Consider the following 23,886-nt stretch of genomic DNA (forward strand, 5'->3'; position numbering starts at 1 on the left):
CGCAAAATTCTTCGAAGAATTTTGGCCGGAAAATTCGAAATTTTCCGGCTCTCCTCCGTTAGCCGTAGAAACGTTGCAGCCCCTGTACCGCCCGGGACAGCGCACCATCGCCGGTGTCCTTGTGCAGCACCAGGCGGATCGCGCCGGAACTGCCGCCGCCGATCACCACGCCCTCGGCTGCCAGATGCGCCCGCAGATCATCATTGCGCCCGTCAGCGGGCGTGAAGAACACCATGTTGGTGGCCTGAGACACATCACCCGCGCCCAGCCCCCGCAGCACTCCGGCCAGGTCCGCTGCCCGTGCGTGATCCTCTGCCAGCCGCTCAGCGTTATGCTCCAGCGCATAGAGCCCGGCCGCTGCCAGCACGCCCGCCTGCCGCATGCCGCCGCCCAGCATCTTGCGCCAGCGCCGCGCCCTGGCGATCAGATCCGCTGGCCCGACCAGCACAGATCCCGCCGGTGTGCCCAGCCCCTTGGACAGGCATACCGACACCGTGTCCGTCAGCCCGGCAAGATCCGTTTCCGCGCACCCCAGCGCGGTGATTGCGTTGAAGAACCGCGCCCCGTCCAGATGCACCGACAGCCCGCCAGCCCGGCCGGCCTCCGCCGCTGCGGCCATATCCGCCAGCGGCACTGCCAGCCCGTTATGGGTGTTTTCCAGCGACACCAGGCGGCTGACGGGAAAATGCGGATCATCCTCCTTTACCGCAGCCCGGATCTCTGCCGGGTCCAGCGCCCCGTCCGCGCGCACGGGCAGAGGGCAGAGCGCAATGCCGCCCAGAACCGAGGCGCCAGCCGCCTCGTAGGCGTTCACATGGTAGCCGCTGCCGCAGATCACTTCCTCGCCGCGCTGGCAATGCGCCAGCATGGCAGCAAAATTGCTCATGGTGCCGGTGGGCACAAAAAGAGCCGCTTCCTTGCCCAGCCGTTCGGCCAGAACGGCCTCCAGGCGGTTCACCGAGCGGTCTTCGCCATAAACGTCATCGCCCAGCTCCGCTGCGGCCATTGCCTGCAGCATCCCCGCATCGGGCCGCGTCACCGTATCGCTGCGCAGGTCGCACAGGGCCGCATTGTCCCCGGCCCGCGCCATGCCGGCGTATTGGTTCATTCCGTCACCTGTTCATAGGCCAGCGCCGCCACGATGTGGACACGCCGGGTTTCGCCTCCGTTCAATGCGGTGTGGTAGCCGCGGGTGTCAGTGAAATAGACAGAGCCGTCGGCTGGCAAGTGGGTGACGTGATGATTCACGATAAACAATGATCCGGGATTGGAAAGCACCGGGATATGCAGCCGCGGCTCCGGATCGCGGTGCCACGAGTTGCAGTTGTAAAGCCCCTTGGACAAAACCCGCGTGCGCCCGATCGGAAAGCGTTTGGCCAGTTCCTCGTGCACATGCTCGAAGTAGGTTCCTGCAAATTTCGGATTGAACTCGGAAAACTCCACCTCCGGCACCAGATCCTCGCGCGGCTCCTCGACATAGCGGCTGTCGGCGCGCAGCCAGTAGCGGCCCGACAGATCATTGGCGGTCCACTCGGACTGCCCCGGCCGCTGAGTCAGCGGCAGCGCGGCAAACCCCTGGTCCTGCATGCCGCCCATGAAGTCCTCGCGGCGCAGACATTCCTGCAGTGCCTCCTGCAACAGCTGGATGTCGAACGTCAGCTCCAGCCGCTGGATGCCCGGCCCCGGCACAAACTCCGCCACCGAGGCGGAATCGGGCATGGCCTGCATGGCCCGGGTGACGGCCTGCACATCGGCGTCCTTGATCTGCGGTGAAAAAGTCATGCTGCGCGCTCCCAGTTTCGTTCCGTTCGCATGTTCGGGTGTTGCACTTGACGCCAGCATTGCAGACTGCTTCCCGTCCCAAAAGCAGCGTTTCCGCAATCCTTCTTGCAAAAATTGCAACACATGGCAGGGTAACTCCATGCGCCGCAAGATCCCGCCCACCTCCGCCCTCTTGTGTTTCGAGGCAGCAGCCCGCTCCGGCAGCTTTGCCCAGGGCGCCCGCGCCATGAACCTGTCGCAAAGCGCCTTCAGCCGCCAGATCCAGGGGCTGGAGGCGCAGACCGGTCAGACCCTGTTCAAACGCGAGCGCCAGCGGGTGCATCTGACCGGCGCAGGCGGAATGCTGCTGCAGGAGCTGGCGCCGCAGCTTGAGGCGCTGGAAGCCACCTTTTACCGGCTGCGCACCCGCGACAATCCCTACGGCGCGCTCAACATCGGCACCTATCCGACGCTGGGCAGCCGCTGGCTGATGCCGCGGCTTGCGGAACTTGCTCAGGCGCTGCCGCGGCTGACGGTCAACACCATCACCTACCTGGACAATGCACAGGTGGATGCCAGCCTGGTGGATCTGGCCATCGTGCAGGGCGATCCGCCGTGGCCCGGTTTCCGTGCCGATCTCCTGATGCCGGAAACCCTGGTGGCGGTGGCGGCCCCCGGCCTGCTGGAAGCTCCGCCGCAGGAGGCTGCCCGCCTGCTGGACCACCCGTCGCTGCAGCACACCACCCGCCCGCTCAGCTGGCAGATCTGGTTCGAAGATCTGGGCCAGGCGCTGCCCGCCCGTCCCACCGGCCCCCTGTTCAGCCAGTTCGAGATGCTGATCGACGCGGTGAAATACGGCCACGGGGTGGCGATCCTGCCGGAGCTTCTGGTCCGCCGCGAGCTGGCGGAAGGCAGCCTGACCCTGGCCCACCCGCACCGCTGCACGCCCGCCAGCGCTTATTATCTGCTGACACCGCAGGCCAAGACGGGCATCAGCCGGATCGAACGGGTCCGGACCTGGCTGCTGGAACAGGCGCCCGGCGCCTAGACGCCACCGCGCCGCGCATCAGCGCGGCGCCACGCCCAAGGCTGCCAAGGGGCCCGCAGGGGCACCTGCAGGCGCGGGAGCACTCCGGTATGCGGGCTCCCCTAGCGGAACAGCGCCTTGTACAGCTTTTCCTTGGTGAACGGCTTGTCCAGCACCTGAACCCCATCCAGTTCCGGGTAACCCGCCTGCGCAGCGCTGAAGGCAAAGCCGCTCATCATCACAGCGTTCAGCCCGGGCTGGAGCTGCCGCAGCCGGGACAGTGTTTCCCAGCCGCCGCGCCCCGGCATGCTCATGTCGATCACCGCGCCGTCAAACGGTCCTTGAGTCTGAATAAGCGCCAGCGCCGCATCATAGCCATCCGCGCTTGCGACCTCGCAGCCGCGCAGCTGCAACAGGCCGGCGACAGCACGGCGCACGGTGTCCTCGTCATCCACCACCAGGATACGGCGCGCCTGCCCTTTGCGCGGCTCTGGCGCCGCGGCGGGTCCGGCGGCCTGAACCTCAGCCGCCTCGCAGGCCGGGAAATAGAAGCGGAAGGTGCTGCCGCCGCCCTCCCGGCTGTCCACGGCCAGCCCGCCCCGGTGGCTGCTGATGATGCCCATCGCCGCCGCCAGCCCCAGACCGCGGCCGCCGGGCTTGGTGGTAAAGAACGGATCGAATATCCGCGCCACGGTATCGCGTGCCATGCCGCCGCCTGTGTCGCGCACCTCCAGCATGACGCAGGGGCCCGCAGGCATCCTGCGCCCCGCCAGCAGCCGCCGCCGCTCTGCCGAGCCCAGGCTGCTGCGCCGGGTGGAGACCGTCACCGTGCCGGCCCCCGGCCCGATCGCCTCAACCGCATTCAGCACCGCCTGCATCAGCAGCTGACCGGCCTGGGCCGGATCCATCCGGGCAGTCAGTTCCCCTGCCTCCAGATCCAGAACCACCGCCTTGCCCAGCTTGCACTCTGGTGGCACCAGCGCCAGCGTCTCACGGACGATCCGGTTCAGATCGCAGGCCTCCGGCTGCGGGGTGCCGCCGCCCCTTGCATAGCCCAGCAGCTGCCGCATCAGCCGGGCCGAATCCTGCAGCCCCGCCTTCACAGACTGCACATCCGCTGCTGCCGGATGCGCGGCCTCCAGATGCGCCAGCGCCAGCTCGCTGCGGCCCTGCATCCCGGCCAGCAGGTTGTTGAACTCATGCGCGATTGTGCCCGCCAGCAGCCCAAGGCTTTCGGCCTTGCGCCGCAGCAGCAGCGCCTGTTCCGCCTGGCGCCGCCGCCGCTCCGCCCTGCCGCGGCATAGCTCATGCGCAGCCCGTGCTGCACAGACGCCGATCAAGCTGCTGTTCTGAAATCCGGCGGCCATCTCGCCGTCGTGCAGCAGCGCAAAATGGCCAATCAGCTGCCCATTCTCATCCCGCAGCGGCATCCCGAAATAGGAGACCACCCCCTGCGCCCGGAACGCCTCCTGCGCCGGAAACATCTCTTGCAGCCCTTTGGGCACCAGAAAGGGTTCTCCCTCTTGCAGGAAAGCGCAAGGGGCGCCCTCATAAGACATCAGCTCCTCGCCGCTGCCTGCAGCGGCCAGCCCGCCATCACAGCATGCCAGAACCCTGTAGCAGCCCGGGCTGTCAGCCGTGTATTCAGCGATGAAAGCCCTTCGCACCCGGAAGGCGCGCTGCATCTGAACCGCCAGCTGCCGCAGGGCCGCCCGGGGCGACAGGCTGCCTGCCCCCGCCCCGCGCGCCAGCGCCGCCAGGACTGCGGCCTGCTGCATGGAGGCCAGCTCCGCCCCCAGCCGCCGGGCAAACTGCTGCATGGCTGCTACGGCCTCTGCTGTCAGCGCCGCCCCTGGCGGCTGCCGCCAGGCCGCCTGCACCAGGCCGGCAACTGCGCCCGCAGCGTCCAGCAAGGGCACCCCGGCATAGGCGTTGATGTTTTCTTCGATGAACATCGCGTCTTCCGGGTACAGCTGCTGCACCCGGTCCGCGAAAACCTGCGGCGCGGCGCGCAGCACCACGTCCCGGCACGGCGCGCCGCGCGCGTCATATTCGAAATCCCCCAGCGGCATCCCGTCGAACCAGCTGGCCACCACCTTCAGGTGCTCGCCCTGCCGGATCCGCAATGCGCTGACTGTGACCAGATCCGCGCTGAATCCCCGTGCCAGCTGATCTGCAAATGCCTGGCAGAACCCGGCGCCGCTTGCGCCCGCCAGCTCTTCCAGATCCAAGCGGCTGCCTGCCCCAAGCGCCGCACCCCCGGATGCGTCCATAACCAATACTCCTGCCATCCCTGCACGGGCCGGCCTTCCGGGTCCGGACCCCTGGCAAACTCACAAAACACTGTCCTTCCGCGCCGCAGACCAGCCCCCTTTTACCCAAGGGCGTCCTCCGCAGTGCTCAATTCTGCAGGCAGCCTGGAACATGGCTGCACCGCAACATCATGCTGCGCGAACTACACGTGCGCAGTCAACATCTTGTATGATTGAGACTCAATTCTAACAGAAAAAGCCGCAAATCCGGAGCACCGGATCTGCGGCTTTTTACAGATTTTCCATTTGCCGGACCGGCCGGCTGACCTAGGACGGGCAGGTCCGCATCAGAAGCGGCTGTCCTCGTCGTCGTCCTCATCATCGCCGCCCGCGGGCAGGTTGAAGAAGCTGTCGGCGTCCAGGACGTCCTCTTCTTTCTTCTCGTCCTCGTCGTCATTGAGGCCGCCGCCCAGGGTGAAGGTTTCCAGACCCTCGATGGCGGACGGGATCTTCGGCTCAGCGTCCATCTCCAGCGACTGCTCGGTGGAGACCAGCTTGCGGCGCTCGTCATCGCTCATCACGCCGCCTTCGGCTGCCTTCTTGGCCGCGGCTTTCTGCACCGCGGAATCCAGCTCGGACTGCTTGCACAGGCCCAGCGCCACTGGGTCGATCGGCTGCATGTTGGCGATGTTCCAGTGGGTGCGCTCGCGGATCGACTGGATGGTCGGCTTGGTGGTGCCCACCAGCTTGGCGATCTGGCCGTCGCTGAGTTCCGGGTGGAACTTGACCAGCCACAGGATCGAGTTCGGACGGTCCTGGCGCTTGGACAGCGGAGTGTAGCGCGGGCCGCGGCGCTTTTCCTCGCCGGCCGCTGCCGGGTTGAACTTGAGCTTCAGCTTGTGCAGCGGGTTGGCCTGCGCCTTGTCGATCTCTTCCTGGGTCAGCTGGTTGTTTGCCATCGGGTCGAAGCCCTTGACGCCCACCGCCACTTCACCGTCGGCGATGCCCTGGATCTCCAGCTCGTGCATGCCCACGAAATCCGCGATTTGCTTGAAGCTGATTGTGGTATTGTCCACCAGCCACACGGCGGTTGCCTTGGCCATCAACGGTTTTGCCATGTGCTCATCTCCTTAAAACACCTTTGATCCCCGGATACATCTCTCCCGCCGCCTGAAATGGCGTCCCCGGCGATCCGGGGCAGGTTTCCGTTGTCGGGGAACTTCCGCCCTATATAGTCGGCATCGATGCATAAGGAAAGAGGCCAATGCGCAAGTTGTTCACAGGTATATTTGCGGCTGTTCTGACCCTGCTGCCGGTGCTTGCGGCGGCGGACGGCGAGCCTGCGGGCGACTTCGACTACTACGTGCTGTCGCTCAGCTGGTCGCCGAACTGGTGCACGCTGGAGGGCGACGCCAAGGGCGCGGACCAATGTGATGCCCGTCATGATTACGGCTGGACGTTGCATGGCCTCTGGCCCCAGTACCACCGCGGCTGGCCCAGCTACTGCCGCACGGCAGAGGCCCCGCCGAGCCGCGCAATGAGCCGGGACATGGCAGACATCATGGGCAGCCCAGGGCTCGCCTGGCACCAGTGGAAGAAACACGGCACCTGCTCCGGCCTCAGCGCGCGGGACTACTACACCGCGATGCGTGCGGCCTACGAACGCGTCACCCGCCCCGCCGCCTTCCGCAGTCTCGAGAAGCCGGTGACCCTGCCTGCCGCCGTTGTTGAGCAGGCCTTTCTGCAGGACAACCCGGACCTCAGCCGCGACAGCCTGACCATTACCTGCCGCGACGGCGCCATCCAGGAGGCCCGTATCTGCCTGTCCAAGGCACTGGAGCCGGTGCCCTGCGGGCGCGACGTGATCAGGGACTGCACATTGAAAAACGCCCGCTTCGCGCCCATCCGCTGAACAGGCAAGGGCGCTGCCCCTCTAGGCCCCACGGCCAATTCACTCCGGGATATTTCGGGCCAGATGAACAGGGGACCCAGTCTTCATCTTTCCCCAAATACACAAACCCTGCCACGCAGCCAGCGCCGCCGCCGGCAGGTGCGGAAACATGCCTCCGCCCCGCCCCAAGGCGGTAAAGCGCCTGTGAAGCGGAAACTGCCGCGTTTCGTGCTACATTACACCACGTGCCGCGCCCGGCCCTGCCTGAACGGCACTCCGTTTTGGTCAGCGAGAAGGAGGAAGCGCATGGCAAAAACAATCGGTAACCCGCTCAGCTGGCTTCTGCAGGGTGCAGAGACCACCTCCCACCACGTTGGCCAATCCGTCAGCGAAATGCGCAGCACCGGCGCTGCGGCAATGCCGGAGGCACGCAAGCTCAGCATGGATGACATCATCCATTCGCTGGCCGCCGGGCTGGAGGATTTTGCCGCATGCCGCTCCGACGCGATGTTCCTGGTGCTGTTTTATCCCATTATCGGCATCGCGCTCATCGTGATGAGCCTGTCGATGAACCTGTTGCCGCTCGTTGTGCCGATGATCATGGGCTTTGCCATCCTTGGCCCCGTCGCGGCAGTCGGCCTGTATGAGATGTCATCGCGCCGCGAGGCCGGGATGGAGACCCGCTGGATGGATGCCTTCGCGGTCATTCGCTCGCCCTCCTTTGGCGCCATTCTGGTGCTGGGCTTGTATCTGGCAGCCCTGTTCATCATCTGGCTGGTGGCGGCAGACATGATCTACAGCCGCACCCTGGGGCCAGAGCCGCCGGCCTCGATCATGGGCTTCGTCGGCGACGTGCTGACCACCCGCGAGGGCTGGATGATGTCAATCAGCGGCGGCATCGTGGGCGCGGTTTTTGCCTTTGCCGCATTGGCGATGAGTCTGGTGTCCTTCCCGCTCCTGATGGACCGCCATGTCGGCCTGCCGGTCGCGGTCGCAACCTCGATCAAGGTGCTGCGCAAGAACCCGATGGTCTGCATGACCTGGGGCCTGATCGTCGGCGTGTCGCTGATCGTCGGATCAATCCCCTTCCTGGCAGGGCTGATCATCGTGGTGCCGGTGCTGGGACATGCGACCTGGCATCTGTACCGGCGCGCGGTGGAGTGAACACCTGAAACCAAACAAGGGCCGGCGCATCCGCCGGCCCTTTGGTTTGCAGGCCTGAAGCAGTCAGCCCACCTTCAGGACGATCTTGCCGATATGGCCGGAGCTTTCCATCCGGGCATGGGCCGCTGCCGCCTCGTCCAGCGCAAATTCGCTGTCCATCACCGGCGCCACCTTGCCTGCTTCCAGCAGGGGCCAGACCGCCTCCGCCAGATCCTGGGCGATCTGCGCCTTGGCCAGGTCGCTCTGCGGGCGCAGGGTCGATCCGGTCAGCGTCAGCCGCTTGACCATCATCAAGGCAAAGTTCAGCTCCACCTTGGGGCCTTGCAGAAAGGCGATCTGCGCCAGCCGCCCGTCCTCGGCCATCGCCTTGATGTTGCGCGGGATATAATCGCCGCCGACCATGTCCAGCACCAGATCGGCGCCGCCCTCATCCCGCAGCACCTTGACGAAATCCTCGTCCCGGTAGTTGATCGCCCGCTCGGCGCCCAGGTCCAGGCAGGCCTGGCATTTCTCATCCGACCCCGCAGTCGCAAACACCCGCGCTCCGAACGCCCTGGCCAGCTGAATCGCTGTTGTGCCGATGCCGGAAGAGCCGCCATGTACCAGGAACCGTTCGCCGGCCTTCAGCCCGCCGCGGGTGAAGACGTTGGACCAGACGGTAAAGAAGGTCTCCGGCAAACACGCTGCCTGTTTCAGATCCATGCCCACCGGGATTGGCAGGCAATGCGCCGCCGGCGTTGCCACATATTCCGCATACCCCCCGCCCGGCAGCAGCGCGCAGACCTGATCGCCCGCCACGATGCCGCTGACGCCCGCGCCCACGGCCAAAACTTCGCCCGAGGCTTCCAGCCCCGGCAGGTCGCTGGCGCCCTTGGGCGGATCATAGGCACCTGCGCGCTGCAGCGCATCGGGGCGGTTCACCCCGGCATAGGCCACTTTGATCACCACCTCGCCATGGCCCGGTTGCGGCACCGGGCGTTCACACATCTTCAACACCTCGGGCCCGCCGGGTTTGGTGATCTCCACCGCGCGCATCATCTCTGTCATCGGCTGATTTCCTCCTGATCCTTGCCCTCTGCCTAGCATCCGGCAGAGTGAGCGCAAACAGCAAAGGCGCCGCAGTTGGGGCGGAATGCGGAGTGGCCGCGCCGGCAGCAGGAATCTGTCAGAGCGGCATTACAAACGCTGTCACAGAACTTCGGCCGGTATTGTAATAGCAGCGCGGACTTTCCTGACTTCCGCCCTCTTTCAACTAACAACCGTTTCTACAACATGAAGGTAATTTCAGGTGCAATGAGCCGGCTGATCCGGCCGCCAGTGTTCACCGCACAATAAATGGACCTCGGCGGGCGGGCGGCGCTATCCACGCTGCGGCACACCCAATTCCTTGCCTCCATGGATTTCAATGATTGCGACAATGCCCGATCTGTTATCGTCGGCAGGGTTCGCTTGATGCCGCTGAATTGGCTTGGTGTGTGGAGCGATGTCAGAACCGGCAAAGTCCATGAGCGGCGCAGCAAAGGCTGATCTTCCGCTGTCGAAACACCTTGAATCTTATGGGCAAGGGCCGCCGCCGCAATCCCCAGCTGCGTAAGGCGGAATTCCGGGCGCAGCGGATGACCATACCCAGGGTTTCGTTCAATCAATCCAATTTCGATCAGGTGATCCATGCTTTGCGCGAAGGCGGTTCTGCCTGCCCCTGTCGCGGCCAGCAGGGGCGCTTGCCGTCCGGCAATGCCCGAATGCAGGCACGAGAGTATAGGCATCGCCCAAGCCTTCGACGTGATGTTGACAAACGCTTCTATGTCCATAAAGTATAGTTAGTATATTTTTAGTTATAAGGAAAGCCCATGTCACTGATTGCAGTCGACCAAACCATCACCATCGCAATGTCAGTCAGGGATCGCCATGCGAGCGCAAAGTGGTACGAAACCATGCTGGGATTTGAGTTGCTCTATCATGCCGATGAGGCGGGCTGGTCCGAGCTTCGGACAAACACGCCCGGCGTCGCTATCGGCCTTGGCGAGCACACCAAGCCAGCACCCGGCAACTGCGTGCCTGTCTTTGGGATCGCTGATCTGGATTCGGCCCGGCAGAAACTGGAGCAGGCGAAAGTCAAATTTGATGGCGAGACGGATGTCGTCGAAGGCATGGTCAAAACCGCGACTTTCTACGACCTCGACGGCAATGCGCTGATGCTTGCGCAGGATTTGACCGGCGGGAATGAGTAACACGCGGAATTCCTATGCCTCTGCGGCGTGCCTGCTTCCGGCAGGCACGGCTTCAGCTGCAACTCACTGCACGTCTTCAAAACTGAGCGTTCATCTGCAGTCGCCAGATATGTCCCCATAACGGCCGCCTAAAACCTTCGCAGCATTCGCCGCTCTGGGCTCTCTCCCGCCATCTGCAGCAAGGTACGCGCATATGCGCTTTGGCTGACGGCAAGTCCCGTGCCGCCAGCAGACAGGTATCCGACCTCGGGACTGCCCCCCCCTTCAGCGCCGCGGATCAACCGACCCCGGCAGATCATCGCGCCCCTTTGGTGGCTTGATCTGTTCGGCCAGCCAGTTCGGCCCCACCAGCAAGGGCTTCAGAAGCGGATTCTTCTGCAGACCGGCCTTCAGTTTCTCGAAGTTCATCACGTTATCGATGCGCCGGTCGAGGAAATCCCAGGTCGCCTGATGCTCCAGGCTGTCATCGCCCAGCCAGAACAGCACCGTGGCAGAATAGACGCCAGCCAGCGTCGCGCGCTTGGTGTACCAGTTCAGATCGTCCGAGCCGTCGCCCAGCGTGTCCCAGATCAGGTCGCAGGTGGTCCAGATCGCCTTGACGCCATCGCCGGCATATTGCGGCAGCGCCAGCAGCGTGGTGCCCCGGCGCACCGCCTCCTTGTCCTCGACCGCTTCCAGCCGGAACCGCACCGCCGCCGCAACCTTGTCGCGGAACCGCATCCCCGACAAGTCCTCGGCCTCAAGCCGCTCCAGCATCCGCGAATCGCCCCGGGCGTGAAACGCCAGCGCCAGGTCGACACCGCCGCGCGGGCAGACCGCATGGGCCAGCACCTCCGGCACATCTGCATCCTGGCAGGCGGCGCGGAACGTCACCTCCGACCAGCCGTCAAACGGCACATGATTCAGCGCCGCATCCAGCAGTTTATCCTTGATACCCTCCGGTGCGTGATCGTGGTCCTTGGTCATCTCAGCCTCCCGCTGGCAGCGTCCTGGTACCCTACTAGACAAAATATACGCGCTTTGCTATACGGCCACCTCCTGCAAATCCTTGCAACTCAACTTAGAAAGGTGGTGAAAACCACATGCAGGTTAGTGTTCGCGACAACAACGTCGATCAGGCGCTTCGTGCCCTGAAGAAAAAGCTGCAGCGTGAAGGCGTCTTCCGTGAAATGAAGCTCAAGCAACATTTCGAGAAGCCGTCCGAGAAAAAAGCGCGCGAGAAAGCTGAAGCGATCCGCCGTGCCCGTAAACTGGCACGCAAGAAAGCCCAGCGCGAAGGTCTGCTGTAAGCCGGCCCCGCTCTCCAGCTTTGGACAGCACTATGGCAGGTCCCAGGACCCGCCGCTAAAAGATCAGACAACCCCCGCGGCCCTGCCCGGGGGTTTGTCATTTGTGGCACCTCTTTCGGCTGATCGCGCACCGCGGCGTACCGGTCTCCCCCTGGAAGACACACGTAAAAATGTCAAATTGATCACAAATACATCTTTAGGGTGTATTTCTCTGCCACCTTCTGCTATACACAGACTCACGGCAGGGCAGATCAGTTGCGTTTCCCTAACCATTGCCCCGCCGGCCGGGATTGGAACACCCGGTTCTCCGAAACCCTGGGCAATCGGCGCTTCCCCCTTGTAACCGGCGCCGGTCTTGGTCCCTGCAAACAAGGCTCATCTTTCAGGGTTTCCATTTTTTCCGGACGCTGCCATTTCCCCCCGGCAGCGTCCGGTTCGTTTGCCCTCCCCGTTTTTGGCAGCTGCTCTGGAACCGCTCTGGCGCACCGCGAATCCCGGATGCCGCGCCCTGACCGCCAGCCAGCCTCCGGCCGCTACAGCACCCGCAGCCGCGCTGCCGGCGGGGTTTCAGGCCAGATACGCAGGAATCCGCGTACCATAACCGCACTTCGGGCAGAGCTTTGCCGCAAAGCGCCGCCTGCACATTGCTGCCCTTTTTACGCCCTGAAAATTCGTTAACGGATCAGGGCACCGCCGCACAGCCGGCTCACTCACGGAGCAGTTTACAATGTCACAGGCAAGCGATCTCGAGCGTCAGATGCTCGAACTGATCAACGCGGAACGCACATCGCGCGGGCTCAATCCGGTTCAGCTGGAGCTGCGCCTCAACGAGTCCGCCGAGGATCACAGCGATTGGATGCTGCAGCAGGATGTGTTTTCCCACACCGGCGCAGGCGGCTCCAGCGCAGGCGACCGGATGGAGGACGCGGGATTTGTCTTTTCCGGCAGCTGGACCTGGGCGGAAAACATCGCCTGGCAAAGCGAACGCGGCGCCCCCGGCCTCGCCGATGACGTCATCGACCTGCACAACGCGCTGATGAACAGCCCCGGCCACCGCGCCAACATCCTGAATGCCAACGTCGAGGTCATCGGGATCGGGATCGAACAGGGCAACTTTAACGGCTGGGACGCAGTTATGGTGACCCAGAATTTCGCCAAGACCAGCGCAGAGCTGCAGCTCGACACCGGGTCCGGCGGCGGCAGCCAGCCCACCAGCGGCAACGACAACCTGACCCTGACCAGCGCCGGCAGCCTGGAGGGGCTAGCGGGAAATGACACGCTGAACGGCAGCGCAGGCAACGACAACCTGCTGGGCCAGGACGGCCGCGACCTGCTGCAAGGCGGCCATGGCGCCGACTCCCTGTATGGCGGCGCACATTCGGACACCCTCAACGGTGAAGGCGGCGACGACAAGATGTGGGCCGGCGACGGCTCCGACACACTGAACGGCGGCAACGGCCATGACACCATGTACGGCAACCGCGGCGATGACAAACTGTGGGGCCTTGACGGCAACGATACGATTGACGGCGGCAAGGGCCACGACGTGCTTTACGGAAACCTCGGCCTGGACACCCTCTGGGGCGGCGACGGCAACGACACGATGGACGGCGGCCGCGGCAACGACCTGCTGTTCGGCAACATGGGTTTTGACGTGATGCTGGGCGGCGACGGCAGCGACACCCTGAACGGCGGCAACGGGAATGACAATCTGGCTGGCAATTTTGGCGATGACAGGCTGAACGGCGACGGCGGCAGCGACACGCTGTCTGGCGGGACTGGGCACGACACCCTGGACGGCGGGGCCGGCAATGACCTGCTGAGCGGTAATGGCGGCGGCGACCTTTTCATTTTCTCCGCCGGTGACGATACCGTCAGCGACTTTGACCCGAACGCCAGCGGCGAACTGATCGACCTCCGGCCGGCTGACGGCATCACCAGCTTCAGCGACCTGATGACCAATCACACCAGCCAGACCGCAAACGGGCTGCTGATCACCGACGGCAACGGCGACAGCATGCTGCTGACTGGTATCACAGAACAGGACCTCAGCTCGGGCGACTTCCTGTTCTGATCCCCTGTCCCCGCCGGGCAAAAAAGCAAAAGGGGCGCCGCGGCGCCCCTTTTTCCGTGCCGGTCAGGTCTCAGTAAATCTTCGGCACATACAGCTCATCCGGCAGCACCTGGCGCTCGTAATCCGGGTTGTACTTGCGGTCCGGAAGCTCGACCTTCTCGTGCTGCACCTCCTCATAGGGGATCTTGGTCAGCAGGTGCTCGATGCAATTCAGCCGCTCGCGCTTCTTGTCGTTGCCCTCGACGATGTACCAGGGCGCCTCGGGGATATTTGTGCGCTTGAACATCGCCTCCTTGGCCTTGGTGTACTGTTCCCAGCGGATCCGGCTCTCCAGATCCATCGGCGACAGTTTCCACTGCTTCATCGGGTCGTGGATGCGCATCAAAAACCGCAGCTGCTGCTCCTCATCGGTGATCGAGAACCAGTATTTCAGCAGGATAATGCCAGAGCGCACCAGCATCCGCTCGAATTCGGGAACGTCCTGAAAGAACTGCTCGACCTGGTCCTCGCTGGCAAAGCCCATCACCCGCTCGACCCCCGCCCGGTTGTACCAGGAGCGGTCGAACAGCACGATTTCGCCGCCTGCGGGCAGATGCGGCACGTAGCGCTGGAAATACCACTGGCTCTGCTCGCGGCGGTTCGGCGCCGGCAGTGCCACCACCCGCGCAACCCGCGGGTCCAGCCGCTGGGTGATCCGCTTGATCACCCCGCCCTTGCCGGCACTGTCGCGGCCTTCCATCAGAATGCAGACCTTGGCGCCGGTGTGCTGAACCCAGTCCTGCACCTTGATCAGCTCCGCCTGCAGCCGCAGCAGGTTGCGGAAATAGACTTGCCGGTCAAGCATTTCAGGATGCTGCTCGCGGTAGACCTTGCGGATCTCCTGGCTCAGCATCGGCTCGGAAAACTCGATCTCGATGTCTTCGTCCAGCGTGTCCTGCAGCTCCGCTTCCAGCCAGTCGAGGGAGGCGGTTTCAAATTCGCGGGTCACGGGCGGGTTCCTTCCTTGTCAGGTGGTGCAAAGCCTGCTTTCTAGCGGCGCCATGTGACGGCTTGATGTCACCCCCCGCCTGCAGCTTCCCTCAAGGCAAGCGGAATTCCCGGGCAGGTTCAAGCGCAAAAAGAGCACAACCCCTGCGCCGCCTGCTGGAAACCGGGCGGATGAGCGGTTTATGTGCACGCCATGAACTTTGTCCTGACCTCCCTGCCCCAAACCTGGCCCTGGCTGATCCTGATAGCAGCGCTGACTGCCGGCTGGTGCGGGCAGCGCGGGCCGGCCTTTGCCCTTCTTGCCGCCTTCGGAGGTGCTGCCTTGGCGCGCGGGCATCTGGAGCCGCTGAGTCTGGCGGTGCTGGCGGCCGGCCTGCTGCTTGCCGTCCTCATCCCCAGCACCCGCGGCCCTGCCGGATTGGCCGGGCATGCAGTGCTGGTGCTGTGGTCGCTAGCGCTTGGCGCGCATTTGCTGCCAGGGGTACAGAATCTGCTGATCCTCGACCAGGTTCGGGCCGCCCCCGGCAGCGCGCCCTATTCCCTGCACCTGAATCTGGACAAGCCGCTGGTGTTCTTCGCCTTGCTGCTGGCCTGGCCTGCGCTGCTGCAGCGCAAGGATCCGGCAGGCAAACCCGCCTTCCAGTCCGGCCTGCTGCTCCTTGCCGCGCTGCTGCCGCTGGCCCTCCTCACCGGCGCGCTGGACCTGGAGCCCTCGCTGCCGGACTGGACCCTTCTTTGGATAGCTTCGAACCTGCTGCTCACCTGCCTGGCAGAGGAAGCCTTCTTCCGCGGCTACCTGCAGCAGGGCCTCTGCCTCCGCTTCGGGCCTGCCGCGGGCATTGCCGCCGCAAGCATTCTTTTCGGCCTCGCCCATGTGGCCGCAGGTCCGGCGGTAGCCGCATTCGCCGCGTTCCTGGGGCTGGCCTGCGGACTGGGCTATTCGGGATCGGGCCGGTTCCGCGTGCCGGTGCTGATGCACTTTGCCTTCAACATCACCCACCTCTTGCTGTTCACCTACCCCGGTCCGGCCTGAAAATGCGCCGCCCCGGTGTACAGGGGGTGTACAGGGGGTGCACACATGTCACCCCCCAATATCCCGCCTCAGACCGGCAGCGCCGTGGTCTTGAATACGGTGCGCAGGGCAAAGCTCGACTGCATCTGCGCCACCCCCGGCAGCCGCGCCAAGTGCTGGCGGTGGATGCGGGCAAAATCCTCGGTGTTTTCCGCCACCACCTTGAGGATGTAATCCGCGGTGCCTGCCATCAGGTGGCATTCCAGCACATCCGGAATCCGCGACACCGCCTTCTCGAACGCGTCCAGAACTTCGTCCGCCTGGCCGGACAGGGTGATCTCCACAAACACCGTCGACGGCACGTTCATCTTGCGCGCATCCAAAAGGGCGACATATTCGCGGATATAGCCCTCCGCCTCCAGCCGCTGCACCCGCCGGTGACAGGCCGAAGCGGACAGGTTCACCCGCTCCGACAGGTCGGCGTTGGAGATGCGCCCCTGCTTTTGCAGTACCGAGAGAATGCGACGATCTGTTTCGTCTAGCGACATTTTGCGAAGATCCTTGCTGTATATTGCCAATATACGCGAAGAATCTTCGAAGGGCATGTTTTTATTCTGCCCAAATAAGCAGCACATTCCGGACTGCCTGCGGCAATATGCCCGCAGAGAGTTTTGAGGAGATACTCACATGAAAATCGGCTGCCCCACCGAAATCAAACCGCAGGAATTCCGCGTCGGCATGACCCCGGACGCCGCCCGCGAAGCCGTCCTGCGCGGCCACGAGGTTGTCATCCAGCAAGGCGCAGGCATGGGCGCAGGCTTCACCGACGAGGACTACGTTTCCGCCGGTGCCGTGATCCTGGACACCGCCGAGGAAATCTTTGCCACCGCCGACATGATCGTCAAGGTGAAGGAACCGCAGGCGGTTGAGCGCAAGATGCTGCGCGAGAACCAGCTGCTGTTCACCTACCTGCACCTGGCGCCCGATCCGGAGCAGACCAAAGATCTGCTTGAAAGCGGTTGTACTGCAATTGCTTACGAGACCGTCACCGACGACCGCGGCGGCCTGCCGCTGCTGGCGCCGATGTCGGAAGTGGCCGGCCGCCTGGCCCCCCAGGTTGGCGCCTACACCCTGCAGAAGGCCAACGGCGGCCGCGGCGTGCTGATGGGCGGCGTCCCCGGCGTGGCCCCGGCCAAGGTTGTCGTGATCGGCGGCGGTGTCGTCGGCACCCACGCAGCCAAGATCGCGGCCGGCATGGGCGCGGATGTCACCATCCTCGACCGCTCGCTGACCCGCCTGAAGTACTTGGACGACGTCTTCGGCCGCTCCTTCAAAAACCAGTACTCCACTGCCGGCGCCACCGCTGAACTGGTGCGCGAGGCCGACATGGTGATCGGTGCGGTTCTGGTCCCCGGTGCGGCAGCGCCGAAACTGGTGTCCCGCGCACAGCTCTCTGAGATGAAGCCGGGCGCAGTTCTGGTGGACGTCGCCATCGACCAGGGCGGCTGCTTCGAGACCTCCAAGGCAACCACCCACGCCGACCCGATCTATGAAGTCGACGGCATCATGCACTACTGCGTCGCCAACATGCCGGGCGCCGTGGCGCGCACCTCGACCCAGGCTCTGGGCAACGCGACCCTGCCCTTCATGCTGAACCTGGCCAACAAAGGCTGGCGCCAGGCCTGCGAGGACGACCCGCACCTGCTGAACGGCCTGAACGTGCACGCAGGCCAGCTGACCTACTACGCCGTGGGCGAGGCCCTGGGCCTGGACGTGCTGTCGCCGAAACTGGCGCTGAAGCAGTAAGCCCACGCCAACGGACAGTGAGAACAGACAGAAAGCCCCGCCAGTCCGGCGGGGCTTTTTGCTGCCCCGGTTTGCGCAAGAACCGGATCGACCTGACCGGCGGAAACGGCCTTTCTGGAATCTCTCAAAGAGGCTTCCAGAATGCTCCAGACCACTGCCGCCCTCATCGTATTCCTGTTCCCGCTCGCTTTCAGCCCAGGCCCCGGCAACCTGTTCTTTGCCGCCAATGCCGCGCGTTTCGGCTTTGCGGCCACGATTCCGGCCAACGCGGGGTATCACCTGGCAACCTGGGTCGTGACGGCGGCAATCGGGCTTGGCTTCGTCACCGCCATGGACCAGGCGCCGCAGCTGTTTGCAGCACTCAAGACCGCAGGTTCCTTCTATGTGCTGTGGCTCGCCTGGCAACTGGTCCGGGCCGGAGCGCTGGAAGGCGTGCAGCAGGCCCGGGCGGCCAGTTTCACAGACGGCGCAGTTCTGCTGGTGCTGAACCCCAAGGCCTATGTGATCATCGCGCTGATGTTCTCGCAATTCTTAGGTCCAGCAGAGGCCCCGCGCCTGTGGCCGGTGCTGCTGATTACGACCATCTTCACCCTCAACAACCTTCTGGCCTTCTCGGTCTGGGCGCTGGCTGGCGGCAGTATCGCCAAGCTCTTCCAGACACCGGAAGGCGCCCGCTGGCTGAACCTTCTGTTTGGTGCCGTGCTGGCCGCGGTCGCGACCTGGATGCTGCTGACCTGAGGCATGCGGCGTGTGATCCGCCCCCAGTTCCACCTCTGGCATGCTGTTACCGTCCTCATATTCCCCGTTTACAGAGTGAAACGCCGCTCCTAGCCTGAAGCGCATAACAACGCGACAGGGATGAAAGGAAACGGGCATGCTGGACGAATTCAAGGCCTTCATTGCCAAGGGCAATGTGATGGATATGGCGGTGGGGATCATTATCGGCGCTGCATTCACCGCAATCGTAAAATCGATGGTCGATGATCTGATCAACCCGATCATCGGGCTGTTCACCGGCGGTGTGGATTTCACCAACAATTTCGCGGTGCTGGGCGGCGATGGCGCCAGCTACAGCTCGCTGGAGGCTGCGCGCGAGGCTGGCGCCTCGGTCTTTGCCTATGGCTCCTTCCTGATGGCGGTACTGAACTTCCTGATCATCGCCTGGGTGGTGTTCTTGCTGGTCAAATCCGTGAACCGCGCCCGCGACGCGATGGAGCGGCAGGAGGACGCCCCGGCAGAGGAGGTACCCGCAGGCCCGACAGAGCTTGACGTGCTGCTGGAAATCCGCGACTCGCTGAAAAAATAACGCCGGTACACCGGCACCAAGGAATTGCAGAGGGGCGGGTTTCCGCTCCTCTGCGCGTTTGAAAGGATAACAACGCAATGGAACAATTGATCGAACAGGCCGGCGCGCTGTGGCCGCTGGTGGTGGCTGGCGTTAAGGCGCTGGTTGTACTGATCCTGGGCTGGATTGCCACCGGGTGGATCAGCGGCGCGGTGCGCAACCGCATCAACAAGACGCCGCAGATCGACCCGACACTGGGGAATTTCGCCGCCAGCATGATCCGCTGGGTGCTGCTGGCGGTGGTGCTGGTCGCGATCCTCGGCATCTTCGGCATTCAGGCCACCAGCCTGGTTGCGATGCTGGGAGCCGCCACCCTGGCGATCGGCCTGGCGCTGCAGGGCACCCTCAGCGATCTGGCCGCAGGTTTCATGCTGATCCTGTTTCGCCCCTACAAGATCGGCCAGTATGTCGACATCGGCGGCACCGCGGGCACGGTGAAGGACGTGAATCTGTTCGTGACCGAGCTGGCAACACCTGACAATGTGCAGATCATCGTTCCCAACGGCCAGGCCTGGGGCTCGGTCATCACCAACTTCTCGCATCATGCCACCCGCCGCGTCGACATGGTGTTCGGCATCGACTACAGCGACAGCGCCGAAGCCGCCAAGGCGATTATCCTGGCAGAGGCGAATGCGGATGCGCGGGTGCTGCAAGATCCGGAGCCCTGGGTACGGGTCACCAACCTGGGTGACAGCTCTGTCGATCTGACCGCGCGGGTCTGGTGCAAAGCGGAGGACTACTGGGAAGTGAAATTCGCCCTCACCCAAGGGGTGAAAGAGGCCTTTGACACCAAGGGCATTTCCATCCCCTATCCGCACTCTGTGGAAATCAAAAAGGCGGGCTGAGGCTCTCCCGCCCGTCTTTGGCCCCTGCCGGGGCCGCATCCCGTTGGGCGTGGCGCCCCGCCTTTGGCGGGGCGTTTGCACACACGGCGAGACCTGGACGCCTACTGTTGCCGCGCGCCCTTTAAAGCCCGCAGGGCCGCATTGCGCGCTCTTACCGCGCGGGCGCGCTCCTGCACTCTGTTTTCCGGTTTGGCTGGCGGCCAGCCTGCCAGAACGGTGACGCCGTCCTCATCCGCAAACGCCCACTGCGCCGCGATCAGCTGGTAGTTCTTGACCTCCCAGCCGGACGGGTCGGGCTGAAACCGGAATCGCCAGGTGCCCCGGACCCTCACCGGCAGCCGCAGCTGACGTATGCTGTTCATCGCCTGATGGCCATTTATGGCCGCGCGCACCCCCGTCGCACGCAGCTTTTTCATCCGCACGACCAGGTTGGCAGCCTCCCGGAGCCGCCGGCCGGCAAACACCACCTCAATCTCTGCATCAGGCTGCACGATCCCCTTGACCACAAGATCGCCGCGGTTGTTGCGGCTGAAGACCGGCACCAGCTCCACCACCACGTCACGCACCTCGCGCTTGAACAGGCCCGCGTCCTCGATCAGCGGGGTGACTTGCACTGGAGGGCGGCGGCGGTTGGTCATTCGGCAGTCCCAAACACCGCCCTCCGGAAAGCGCGGTGCCTATGTTGTAGTCCCTAGTCGCCCTCAACCTAGCCCAGGGGCGTTAAAGAAGCGTTGCATAGCGTTGCGCACAGAAAATGCATCAGCCTCGGCAAGTGAGCCGCAAAACATTGAAACAATGGAATGTTTGCAGCTTCAACGCCTGACAGCCCGCTTCATGACCAGCGTCGGGCTGCCCCTGTACTGCGCCTCGCCCGCGGGTGCATAACCCAGCTTGAGCGCCACCCTGTGCGACACTTTGTGGGAGGGATCGAATATGCAGGCCGTTTCCGCCCAATCCGTCATCTCTGCGGCCCAATCGTGGATCCGGCCGACCGCCTCGGTTGCGATCCCCTGCCCGTGCACCTCCGGCGCTAGCACCCAGCCCGCTTCCGGCACCCCGGCAAGCGGCGGCTCCATGCCACGCTGGTAGTCGGCAAAGCCCACCTCGCCGATGAACAGGCCGTTCTCGCGCAGGGTGACGGCCCAATAGCCAAAGCCCAGTGCCTGCCAATGGCCGATGTAGCGCAGCAACCGGGCCCAGCTTTCTTCTGGAGTGGACGGCGTGCCGGAGATGAAACGCACCACCTCCGGCTCCGCCCAGAGCGCCGCCACGGCCTCGAAATCCTGCACCCGGTGCGGGCGCAGGATCAGCCGCTCTGTTTCAAGCGTTGGCGCGGTCATGCAGGCAGCTTGCCGGTCAACACATAGGTGAGGATTTCGACCACCTGGCGGGGCTCCTCCGCGACTGCCAGCGCGGCAGCATGGACCTCTTTCAATGCGTGCTGATGCTCCGGCGGGCTGAGCACGATGATCGACTTGCCCAGTGCTGCGGCATAGCCCGCGTCAAAGGCCGCGTTCCACTGTTTGTACTTGTCGCCAAAGCGCACCACCACGACATCGGCATCCGCGATCCCCTTGCGGGTGCGGATCGCGTTGACCATCGCGCCCTTGTGGTCGTGCCAGTACTTGTTCTCTTCGGCGCCCAGCACCGCCACGCCGCAATCATCGCTGGCATCGTGATCCGTTACCGGCGCGCTGAAGCTCACTTCCAGCCCCTTGGCGCCTTCGATAATCTGTTCCCGCCAGTCGGTGTGGATCTCGCCCGAGAGATAAACATTCAATGCCACGTCTTGTCCTTTCCTGCGCCAGCGTCCGGGGCCGCAGCCAGTGCGGCCATGACCTCGTCATCGCTGGTTTGCGTAAAATCCCTGTAATGCGCGCCGACCGCCCAGAACTCCCTGGGGCTCAGCAAACAGACCAGAGTATCCACCAAGGGGCGCAGTTCGTCCACCGCTTCCGGCGGCGCAACAGGAACCGCCAGGATGACCTGCGCAGGCTTACGTTCCTTCAGCCAGAAATGTGCCGCCATAAAGGTGGCGCCGGTGGCAATCCCGTCGTCCACCACAATCACGGTGCGCCTTTCCAGCACGATCGGGTCGCGCCCTTGCAGATAGCGGGCGCGGCGGGCAGCGTTCTCTTCCCGTGCCTGGGCGACCTGGGCGGCAAAATCCTCCGGCCTCATACCCGTGGCCTTCAGCAGAGCACCGTTGAAAATGGGATTGCTGCCCTCCGCCAAGGCGCCAGCGGCCAGTTCCGGGTTGGAGGGCATGCCGATCTTGCGGATCAGGATCAGGTCCATGGGCGCGTGCAAGGCTTGCGCAATCGGCAGGGCGACAGGCGCTCCTCCCCGCGGCAGCGCCAGCACCACAGGGTCCGTCATCGGCCGTTCAGCCAGTTCCTTGGCCAGCTGAAGCCCGGCGGAAATCCGGTCTTCAAACATTTCAGTCTCCACCCCGTTACCTAGCGCGGAAGCTGCAAAGGCAACCTCAGCGCCGCCGCGCCACCAGGTAGCGCCCAGGTGTATCGGCCGGGTAGTTGCCGGTCTCGATGATCTCGAACCCTGCCTTCTGCACTGCCGTCTCCAGCCTGCGGATGTCGATAAAATCCACAAAGCTGGGCGCCTTGCCTGCCAGCCGCATCAGCGGAATGGCCGCCGAGAACACCCAGTACTTCCAGCTGCCCCGCATCTCGCCCAAACAAGGGGTCTTGGAGATGAAAAGCCCGCCGGGCTTTACCCGGCCCGCGACGCCGTCCAGAACCTCTGCCAAGTCCGGCAGCAGATGCAGCAGGTTATGCGCCAGGACCGCATCAAACGGCCCCTCGGGCGCCTGCCCGGCGCTGCAGCATAGAAACTCGACATTGCCAGCACCTGCATCCCAGGCCCGCTCGCGGCCCACCTCCAGCATCGCCTCAGACAGATCGGTTGCGACGATCTTGGAGACACCACGTGACAGCTCAATGGCCGTGGACCCGGTGCCGCAGCCCAGCTCCAGCACGGTGTCATCCGCCTTGAGATAGGATCGTGTCCGCTCCAGCGCAAAGCGGTAAGCGTCTTCGTCCCGGATCTTGGATTCGGCGTATTTCGGGGCGATCTTGTTCCAAAAGCGGGCGTCGGCAGTCATGGCAACTCTCCTTGGGTCCCCGTACCCTACCTATGCAGGAACCACGGATAAATTGCCGAAATCCGCAAGGTTGTTATACGTATTTGCATGATGAGCCCTGACTGGAACCATATCCGCGCCTTTCTCGCCACCGCTGAAACCGGTTCTCTGTCAGCAGCGGCACGTAAGCTTGGTCTCACCCAGCCGACGCTCTCGCGCCAGGTTGCGGCACTGGAGTCAGAGCTGGGGGTGCTGTTGTTTGAGCGCCTTGGCCGTGCACTTGCGCTGACGGAAGCAGGACAGGAGCTGCTGGCGCACAGCCGCAGGATGGGCGAGGCAGCTGATGGGCTAGCCCTGGCGGCAACAGGACAAGCGCAGACCATCGAAGGGCTGGTGCGCATCACCGCCAGCGATGGCATCTCGGCCCATATCCTGCCCGGGGTGCTGGAACGACTGCGCCAGCAAGCGCCCCGGCTGCGGATTGAGATAGTTGCCGCGGACGACATCCGCGACCTGCAGCGGCGCGAGGCGGATATTGCGGTCCGCCACGTCCGCCCGGAACAGCCGGAACTGATAGCCCGCAAGATGCAGGACACCACTGCCCGCTTTTATGCCGCCCGCAGCTATCTGGAACGCCGCGGCACGCCGCGCTGCCGTGCCGACCTCAGCACTCATGACTTTGTTTCCTTCGGCGACATTCCTCAGTTCCTGGCCTACCTGGAACCGCTTGGCATCCGGCTGAGCGAAGAGAACTTCCCTGTCGGCTCAACCAGCGGCCTGGCGGCCTGGGAACTGGTCCGGCAGGGATTCGGCATCGTGCCGATGCTGGACGCCATCGCCCGCAAAAGCCCGGACGTGGAGCCACTGGATCTGGAGGACATGCCAACGCTGGAATTTCCGCTGTGGCTGGCCACTCACCGCGAGCTGCACACCAGCCGCCGCATCCGTCTGGTGTTCGACATTCTGGCCGACTACCTGACCGGGCTGAAGATGCGGTTCTGAACCTCCGCCGCAAAGGAAAAGGGCGGCCCCGGAACCGGGAGCCGCCCAAAAGTTTTCCTCAAAACTTTTGCCAAGGCTTTTGCTCAAAAGCCTTGAACCC

Annotated in this window: 26 protein-coding genes; 12 read left to right on the forward strand and 14 right to left on the reverse strand. The window is 64.0% G+C overall.

From position 1 onward, the window contains the following. Window positions 1–58: 58 nt before the first annotated feature. A complete protein-coding gene (gene ltaE, locus RA26_RS10680; protein WP_082015805.1) occupies window positions 59–1,108 on the reverse strand; it encodes a low-specificity L-threonine aldolase in 1,050 nt (349 codons plus the stop codon). After that, window positions 1,105–1,782: a hypothetical protein gene (locus RA26_RS10685; protein ID WP_039183636.1), complete on the reverse strand. Its 678-nt coding sequence runs from the start codon at window positions 1,780–1,782 to the stop codon at window positions 1,105–1,107. Before RA26_RS10685 ends, ltaE begins: the two co-directional genes overlap by 4 nt. A 139-nt stretch (window positions 1,783–1,921) precedes the next feature. Between RA26_RS10685 and RA26_RS10690 the strand changes: the two genes are divergently transcribed. After that, window positions 1,922–2,809, forward strand: a complete 888-nt coding sequence (locus RA26_RS10690) for a LysR substrate-binding domain-containing protein (RefSeq protein WP_039183638.1) — start codon at window positions 1,922–1,924, stop codon at window positions 2,807–2,809. Between the two features lie 101 nt (window positions 2,810–2,910). Here RA26_RS10690 and RA26_RS10695 read toward each other — a convergent pair whose 3' ends face one another. Together RA26_RS10695 and RA26_RS10700 are read right to left on the reverse strand one after the other, a co-directional pair. Further along, entirely contained in the window at window positions 2,911–5,061 is a 2,151-nt protein-coding gene (locus RA26_RS10695) for a hybrid sensor histidine kinase/response regulator (RefSeq protein WP_039183640.1), read from the reverse strand. Between the two features lie 326 nt (window positions 5,062–5,387). After that, window positions 5,388–6,158, reverse strand: a complete 771-nt coding sequence (locus tag RA26_RS10700) for a DUF1013 domain-containing protein (RefSeq protein ID WP_039183642.1) — start codon at window positions 6,156–6,158, stop codon at window positions 5,388–5,390. A 146-nt stretch (window positions 6,159–6,304) separates the two neighbouring features. Between RA26_RS10700 and RA26_RS10705 the strand changes: the two genes are divergently transcribed. Beyond that, the gene (locus tag RA26_RS10705) at window positions 6,305–6,952 is read left to right on the forward strand and encodes a ribonuclease T2 family protein (protein ID WP_039183644.1); all 648 of its coding nucleotides are present in this window, start codon (window positions 6,305–6,307) and stop codon (window positions 6,950–6,952) included. A gap of 285 nt (window positions 6,953–7,237) precedes the next feature. Continuing rightward, window positions 7,238–8,095 (forward strand): DUF2189 domain-containing protein, encoded by an 858-nt coding sequence (locus tag RA26_RS10710; RefSeq protein WP_039183646.1) that lies wholly within the window; start codon window positions 7,238–7,240, stop codon window positions 8,093–8,095. 63 nt (window positions 8,096–8,158) lie between these two features. Here the strand turns inward: RA26_RS10710 and RA26_RS10715 are convergent, their stop codons facing one another. Then, window positions 8,159–9,142, reverse strand: a complete 984-nt coding sequence (locus tag RA26_RS10715) for an NAD(P)H-quinone oxidoreductase (RefSeq protein WP_039183649.1) — start codon at window positions 9,140–9,142, stop codon at window positions 8,159–8,161. A 218-nt stretch (window positions 9,143–9,360) separates the two neighbouring features. Then, complete coding sequence (locus RA26_RS10720; protein ID WP_039183650.1) at window positions 9,361–9,906, reverse strand: winged helix-turn-helix transcriptional regulator; 546 nt, start codon at window positions 9,904–9,906, stop codon at window positions 9,361–9,363. Between the two features lie 39 nt (window positions 9,907–9,945). On the opposite strand from RA26_RS10720, the gene RA26_RS10725 reads away from it, so the two are divergent. Continuing rightward, complete coding sequence (locus RA26_RS10725; protein WP_039183652.1) at window positions 9,946–10,326, forward strand: VOC family protein; 381 nt, start codon at window positions 9,946–9,948, stop codon at window positions 10,324–10,326. Window positions 10,327–10,590: 264 nt separating this feature from the next. Here the strand turns inward: RA26_RS10725 and RA26_RS10730 are convergent, their stop codons facing one another. Next, entirely contained in the window at window positions 10,591–11,292 is a 702-nt protein-coding gene (locus RA26_RS10730; protein WP_039183654.1) for a COQ9 family protein, read from the reverse strand. Between the two features lie 116 nt (window positions 11,293–11,408). Between RA26_RS10730 and rpsU the strand changes: the two genes are divergently transcribed. Further along, window positions 11,409–11,615 (forward strand): 30S ribosomal protein S21, encoded by a 207-nt coding sequence (gene rpsU / locus RA26_RS10735; RefSeq protein WP_005614280.1) that lies wholly within the window; start codon window positions 11,409–11,411, stop codon window positions 11,613–11,615. A 727-nt stretch (window positions 11,616–12,342) separates the two neighbouring features. Then, window positions 12,343–13,689, forward strand: coding sequence for a CAP domain-containing protein (locus tag RA26_RS10740; protein ID WP_039183656.1), 1,347 nt, complete (start codon window positions 12,343–12,345; stop codon window positions 13,687–13,689). A 70-nt stretch (window positions 13,690–13,759) separates the two neighbouring features. Here the strand turns inward: RA26_RS10740 and ppk2 are convergent, their stop codons facing one another. Further along, the gene (gene ppk2 / locus RA26_RS10745; RefSeq protein WP_019298245.1) at window positions 13,760–14,677 is read right to left on the reverse strand and encodes a polyphosphate kinase 2; all 918 of its coding nucleotides are present in this window, start codon (window positions 14,675–14,677) and stop codon (window positions 13,760–13,762) included. A 192-nt stretch (window positions 14,678–14,869) separates the two neighbouring features. Between ppk2 and RA26_RS10750 the strand changes: the two genes are divergently transcribed. After that, window positions 14,870–15,709: a CPBP family intramembrane glutamic endopeptidase gene (locus RA26_RS10750; protein ID WP_039183658.1), complete on the forward strand. Its 840-nt coding sequence runs from the start codon at window positions 14,870–14,872 to the stop codon at window positions 15,707–15,709. Between the two features lie 68 nt (window positions 15,710–15,777). Here RA26_RS10750 and RA26_RS10755 read toward each other — a convergent pair whose 3' ends face one another. Beyond that, complete coding sequence (locus RA26_RS10755) at window positions 15,778–16,236, reverse strand: Lrp/AsnC family transcriptional regulator (protein ID WP_039170544.1); 459 nt, start codon at window positions 16,234–16,236, stop codon at window positions 15,778–15,780. A 139-nt stretch (window positions 16,237–16,375) separates the two neighbouring features. Between RA26_RS10755 and ald the strand changes: the two genes are divergently transcribed. From ald to RA26_RS10775, 4 genes are all read left to right on the forward strand, one after another. Next, entirely contained in the window at window positions 16,376–17,494 is a 1,119-nt protein-coding gene (gene ald, locus RA26_RS10760; protein ID WP_039183660.1) for an alanine dehydrogenase, read from the forward strand. 141 nt (window positions 17,495–17,635) lie between these two features. Next, window positions 17,636–18,232, forward strand: coding sequence for a LysE family translocator (locus tag RA26_RS10765; protein WP_039183661.1), 597 nt, complete (start codon window positions 17,636–17,638; stop codon window positions 18,230–18,232). Between the two features lie 136 nt (window positions 18,233–18,368). Then, a complete protein-coding gene (mscL, locus tag RA26_RS10770) occupies window positions 18,369–18,800 on the forward strand; it encodes a large conductance mechanosensitive channel protein MscL (RefSeq protein WP_039183662.1) in 432 nt (143 codons plus the stop codon). Window positions 18,801–18,877: 77 nt separating this feature from the next. Next, the gene (locus RA26_RS10775; protein WP_039183663.1) at window positions 18,878–19,684 is read left to right on the forward strand and encodes a mechanosensitive ion channel family protein; all 807 of its coding nucleotides are present in this window, start codon (window positions 18,878–18,880) and stop codon (window positions 19,682–19,684) included. A gap of 101 nt (window positions 19,685–19,785) precedes the next feature. Here the strand turns inward: RA26_RS10775 and RA26_RS10780 are convergent, their stop codons facing one another. From RA26_RS10780 to RA26_RS10800, 5 genes are all read right to left on the reverse strand, one after another. Next, window positions 19,786–20,322, reverse strand: coding sequence for a hypothetical protein (locus tag RA26_RS10780; RefSeq protein ID WP_039183664.1), 537 nt, complete (start codon window positions 20,320–20,322; stop codon window positions 19,786–19,788). A gap of 174 nt (window positions 20,323–20,496) precedes the next feature. Next, window positions 20,497–21,024: a GNAT family N-acetyltransferase gene (locus RA26_RS10785; RefSeq protein ID WP_039183665.1), complete on the reverse strand. Its 528-nt coding sequence runs from the start codon at window positions 21,022–21,024 to the stop codon at window positions 20,497–20,499. Then, window positions 21,021–21,470: a YtoQ family protein gene (locus RA26_RS10790; protein ID WP_039183666.1), complete on the reverse strand. Its 450-nt coding sequence runs from the start codon at window positions 21,468–21,470 to the stop codon at window positions 21,021–21,023. The genes RA26_RS10785 and RA26_RS10790 overlap by 4 nt, the downstream gene beginning before the upstream one ends. After that, the gene (locus RA26_RS10795; protein WP_039183667.1) at window positions 21,461–22,123 is read right to left on the reverse strand and encodes a phosphoribosyltransferase; all 663 of its coding nucleotides are present in this window, start codon (window positions 22,121–22,123) and stop codon (window positions 21,461–21,463) included. Before RA26_RS10795 ends, RA26_RS10790 begins: the two co-directional genes overlap by 10 nt. A 46-nt stretch (window positions 22,124–22,169) precedes the next feature. Further along, entirely contained in the window at window positions 22,170–22,805 is a 636-nt protein-coding gene (locus RA26_RS10800) for a class I SAM-dependent methyltransferase (RefSeq protein ID WP_039183668.1), read from the reverse strand. 87 nt (window positions 22,806–22,892) lie between these two features. Between RA26_RS10800 and RA26_RS10805 the strand changes: the two genes are divergently transcribed. Further along, window positions 22,893–23,786 (forward strand): LysR family transcriptional regulator, encoded by an 894-nt coding sequence (locus RA26_RS10805; protein WP_039183669.1) that lies wholly within the window; start codon window positions 22,893–22,895, stop codon window positions 23,784–23,786. Window positions 23,787–23,886 lie beyond the last annotated feature (100 nt).

The organism is Leisingera sp. ANG-M7 (assembly GCF_000813965.1).
Lineage (GTDB): Bacteria > Pseudomonadota > Alphaproteobacteria > Rhodobacterales > Rhodobacteraceae > Leisingera.

Coding starts and splice junctions, on each gene's coding strand:
- ltaE (WP_082015805.1), bottom strand. CDS start 1,108: ATGAACCAATACGCCGGCATGGCGCGGGCCGGGGACAATGCGGCCCTG.
- RA26_RS10685 (WP_039183636.1), bottom strand. CDS start 1,782: ATGACTTTTTCACCGCAGATCAAGGACGCCGATGTGCAGGCCGTCACC.
- RA26_RS10690 (WP_039183638.1), top strand. CDS start 1,922: ATGCGCCGCAAGATCCCGCCCACCTCCGCCCTCTTGTGTTTCGAGGCA.
- RA26_RS10695 (WP_039183640.1), bottom strand. CDS start 5,061: ATGGACGCATCCGGGGGTGCGGCGCTTGGGGCAGGCAGCCGCTTGGAT.
- RA26_RS10700 (WP_039183642.1), bottom strand. CDS start 6,158: ATGGCAAAACCGTTGATGGCCAAGGCAACCGCCGTGTGGCTGGTGGAC.
- RA26_RS10705 (WP_039183644.1), top strand. CDS start 6,305: ATGCGCAAGTTGTTCACAGGTATATTTGCGGCTGTTCTGACCCTGCTG.
- RA26_RS10710 (WP_039183646.1), top strand. CDS start 7,238: ATGGCAAAAACAATCGGTAACCCGCTCAGCTGGCTTCTGCAGGGTGCA.
- RA26_RS10715 (WP_039183649.1), bottom strand. CDS start 9,142: ATGACAGAGATGATGCGCGCGGTGGAGATCACCAAACCCGGCGGGCCC.
- RA26_RS10720 (WP_039183650.1), bottom strand. CDS start 9,906: ATGGACATAGAAGCGTTTGTCAACATCACGTCGAAGGCTTGGGCGATG.
- RA26_RS10725 (WP_039183652.1), top strand. CDS start 9,946: ATGTCACTGATTGCAGTCGACCAAACCATCACCATCGCAATGTCAGTC.
- RA26_RS10730 (WP_039183654.1), bottom strand. CDS start 11,292: ATGACCAAGGACCACGATCACGCACCGGAGGGTATCAAGGATAAACTG.
- rpsU (WP_005614280.1), top strand. CDS start 11,409: ATGCAGGTTAGTGTTCGCGACAACAACGTCGATCAGGCGCTTCGTGCC.
- RA26_RS10740 (WP_039183656.1), top strand. CDS start 12,343: ATGTCACAGGCAAGCGATCTCGAGCGTCAGATGCTCGAACTGATCAAC.
- RA26_RS10750 (WP_039183658.1), top strand. CDS start 14,870: ATGAACTTTGTCCTGACCTCCCTGCCCCAAACCTGGCCCTGGCTGATC.
- RA26_RS10755 (WP_039170544.1), bottom strand. CDS start 16,236: ATGTCGCTAGACGAAACAGATCGTCGCATTCTCTCGGTACTGCAAAAG.
- ald (WP_039183660.1), top strand. CDS start 16,376: ATGAAAATCGGCTGCCCCACCGAAATCAAACCGCAGGAATTCCGCGTC.
- RA26_RS10765 (WP_039183661.1), top strand. CDS start 17,636: ATGCTCCAGACCACTGCCGCCCTCATCGTATTCCTGTTCCCGCTCGCT.
- mscL (WP_039183662.1), top strand. CDS start 18,369: ATGCTGGACGAATTCAAGGCCTTCATTGCCAAGGGCAATGTGATGGAT.
- RA26_RS10775 (WP_039183663.1), top strand. CDS start 18,878: ATGGAACAATTGATCGAACAGGCCGGCGCGCTGTGGCCGCTGGTGGTG.
- RA26_RS10780 (WP_039183664.1), bottom strand. CDS start 20,322: ATGACCAACCGCCGCCGCCCTCCAGTGCAAGTCACCCCGCTGATCGAG.
- RA26_RS10785 (WP_039183665.1), bottom strand. CDS start 21,024: ATGACCGCGCCAACGCTTGAAACAGAGCGGCTGATCCTGCGCCCGCAC.
- RA26_RS10795 (WP_039183667.1), bottom strand. CDS start 22,123: ATGTTTGAAGACCGGATTTCCGCCGGGCTTCAGCTGGCCAAGGAACTG.
- RA26_RS10800 (WP_039183668.1), bottom strand. CDS start 22,805: ATGACTGCCGACGCCCGCTTTTGGAACAAGATCGCCCCGAAATACGCC.
- RA26_RS10805 (WP_039183669.1), top strand. CDS start 22,893: ATGATGAGCCCTGACTGGAACCATATCCGCGCCTTTCTCGCCACCGCT.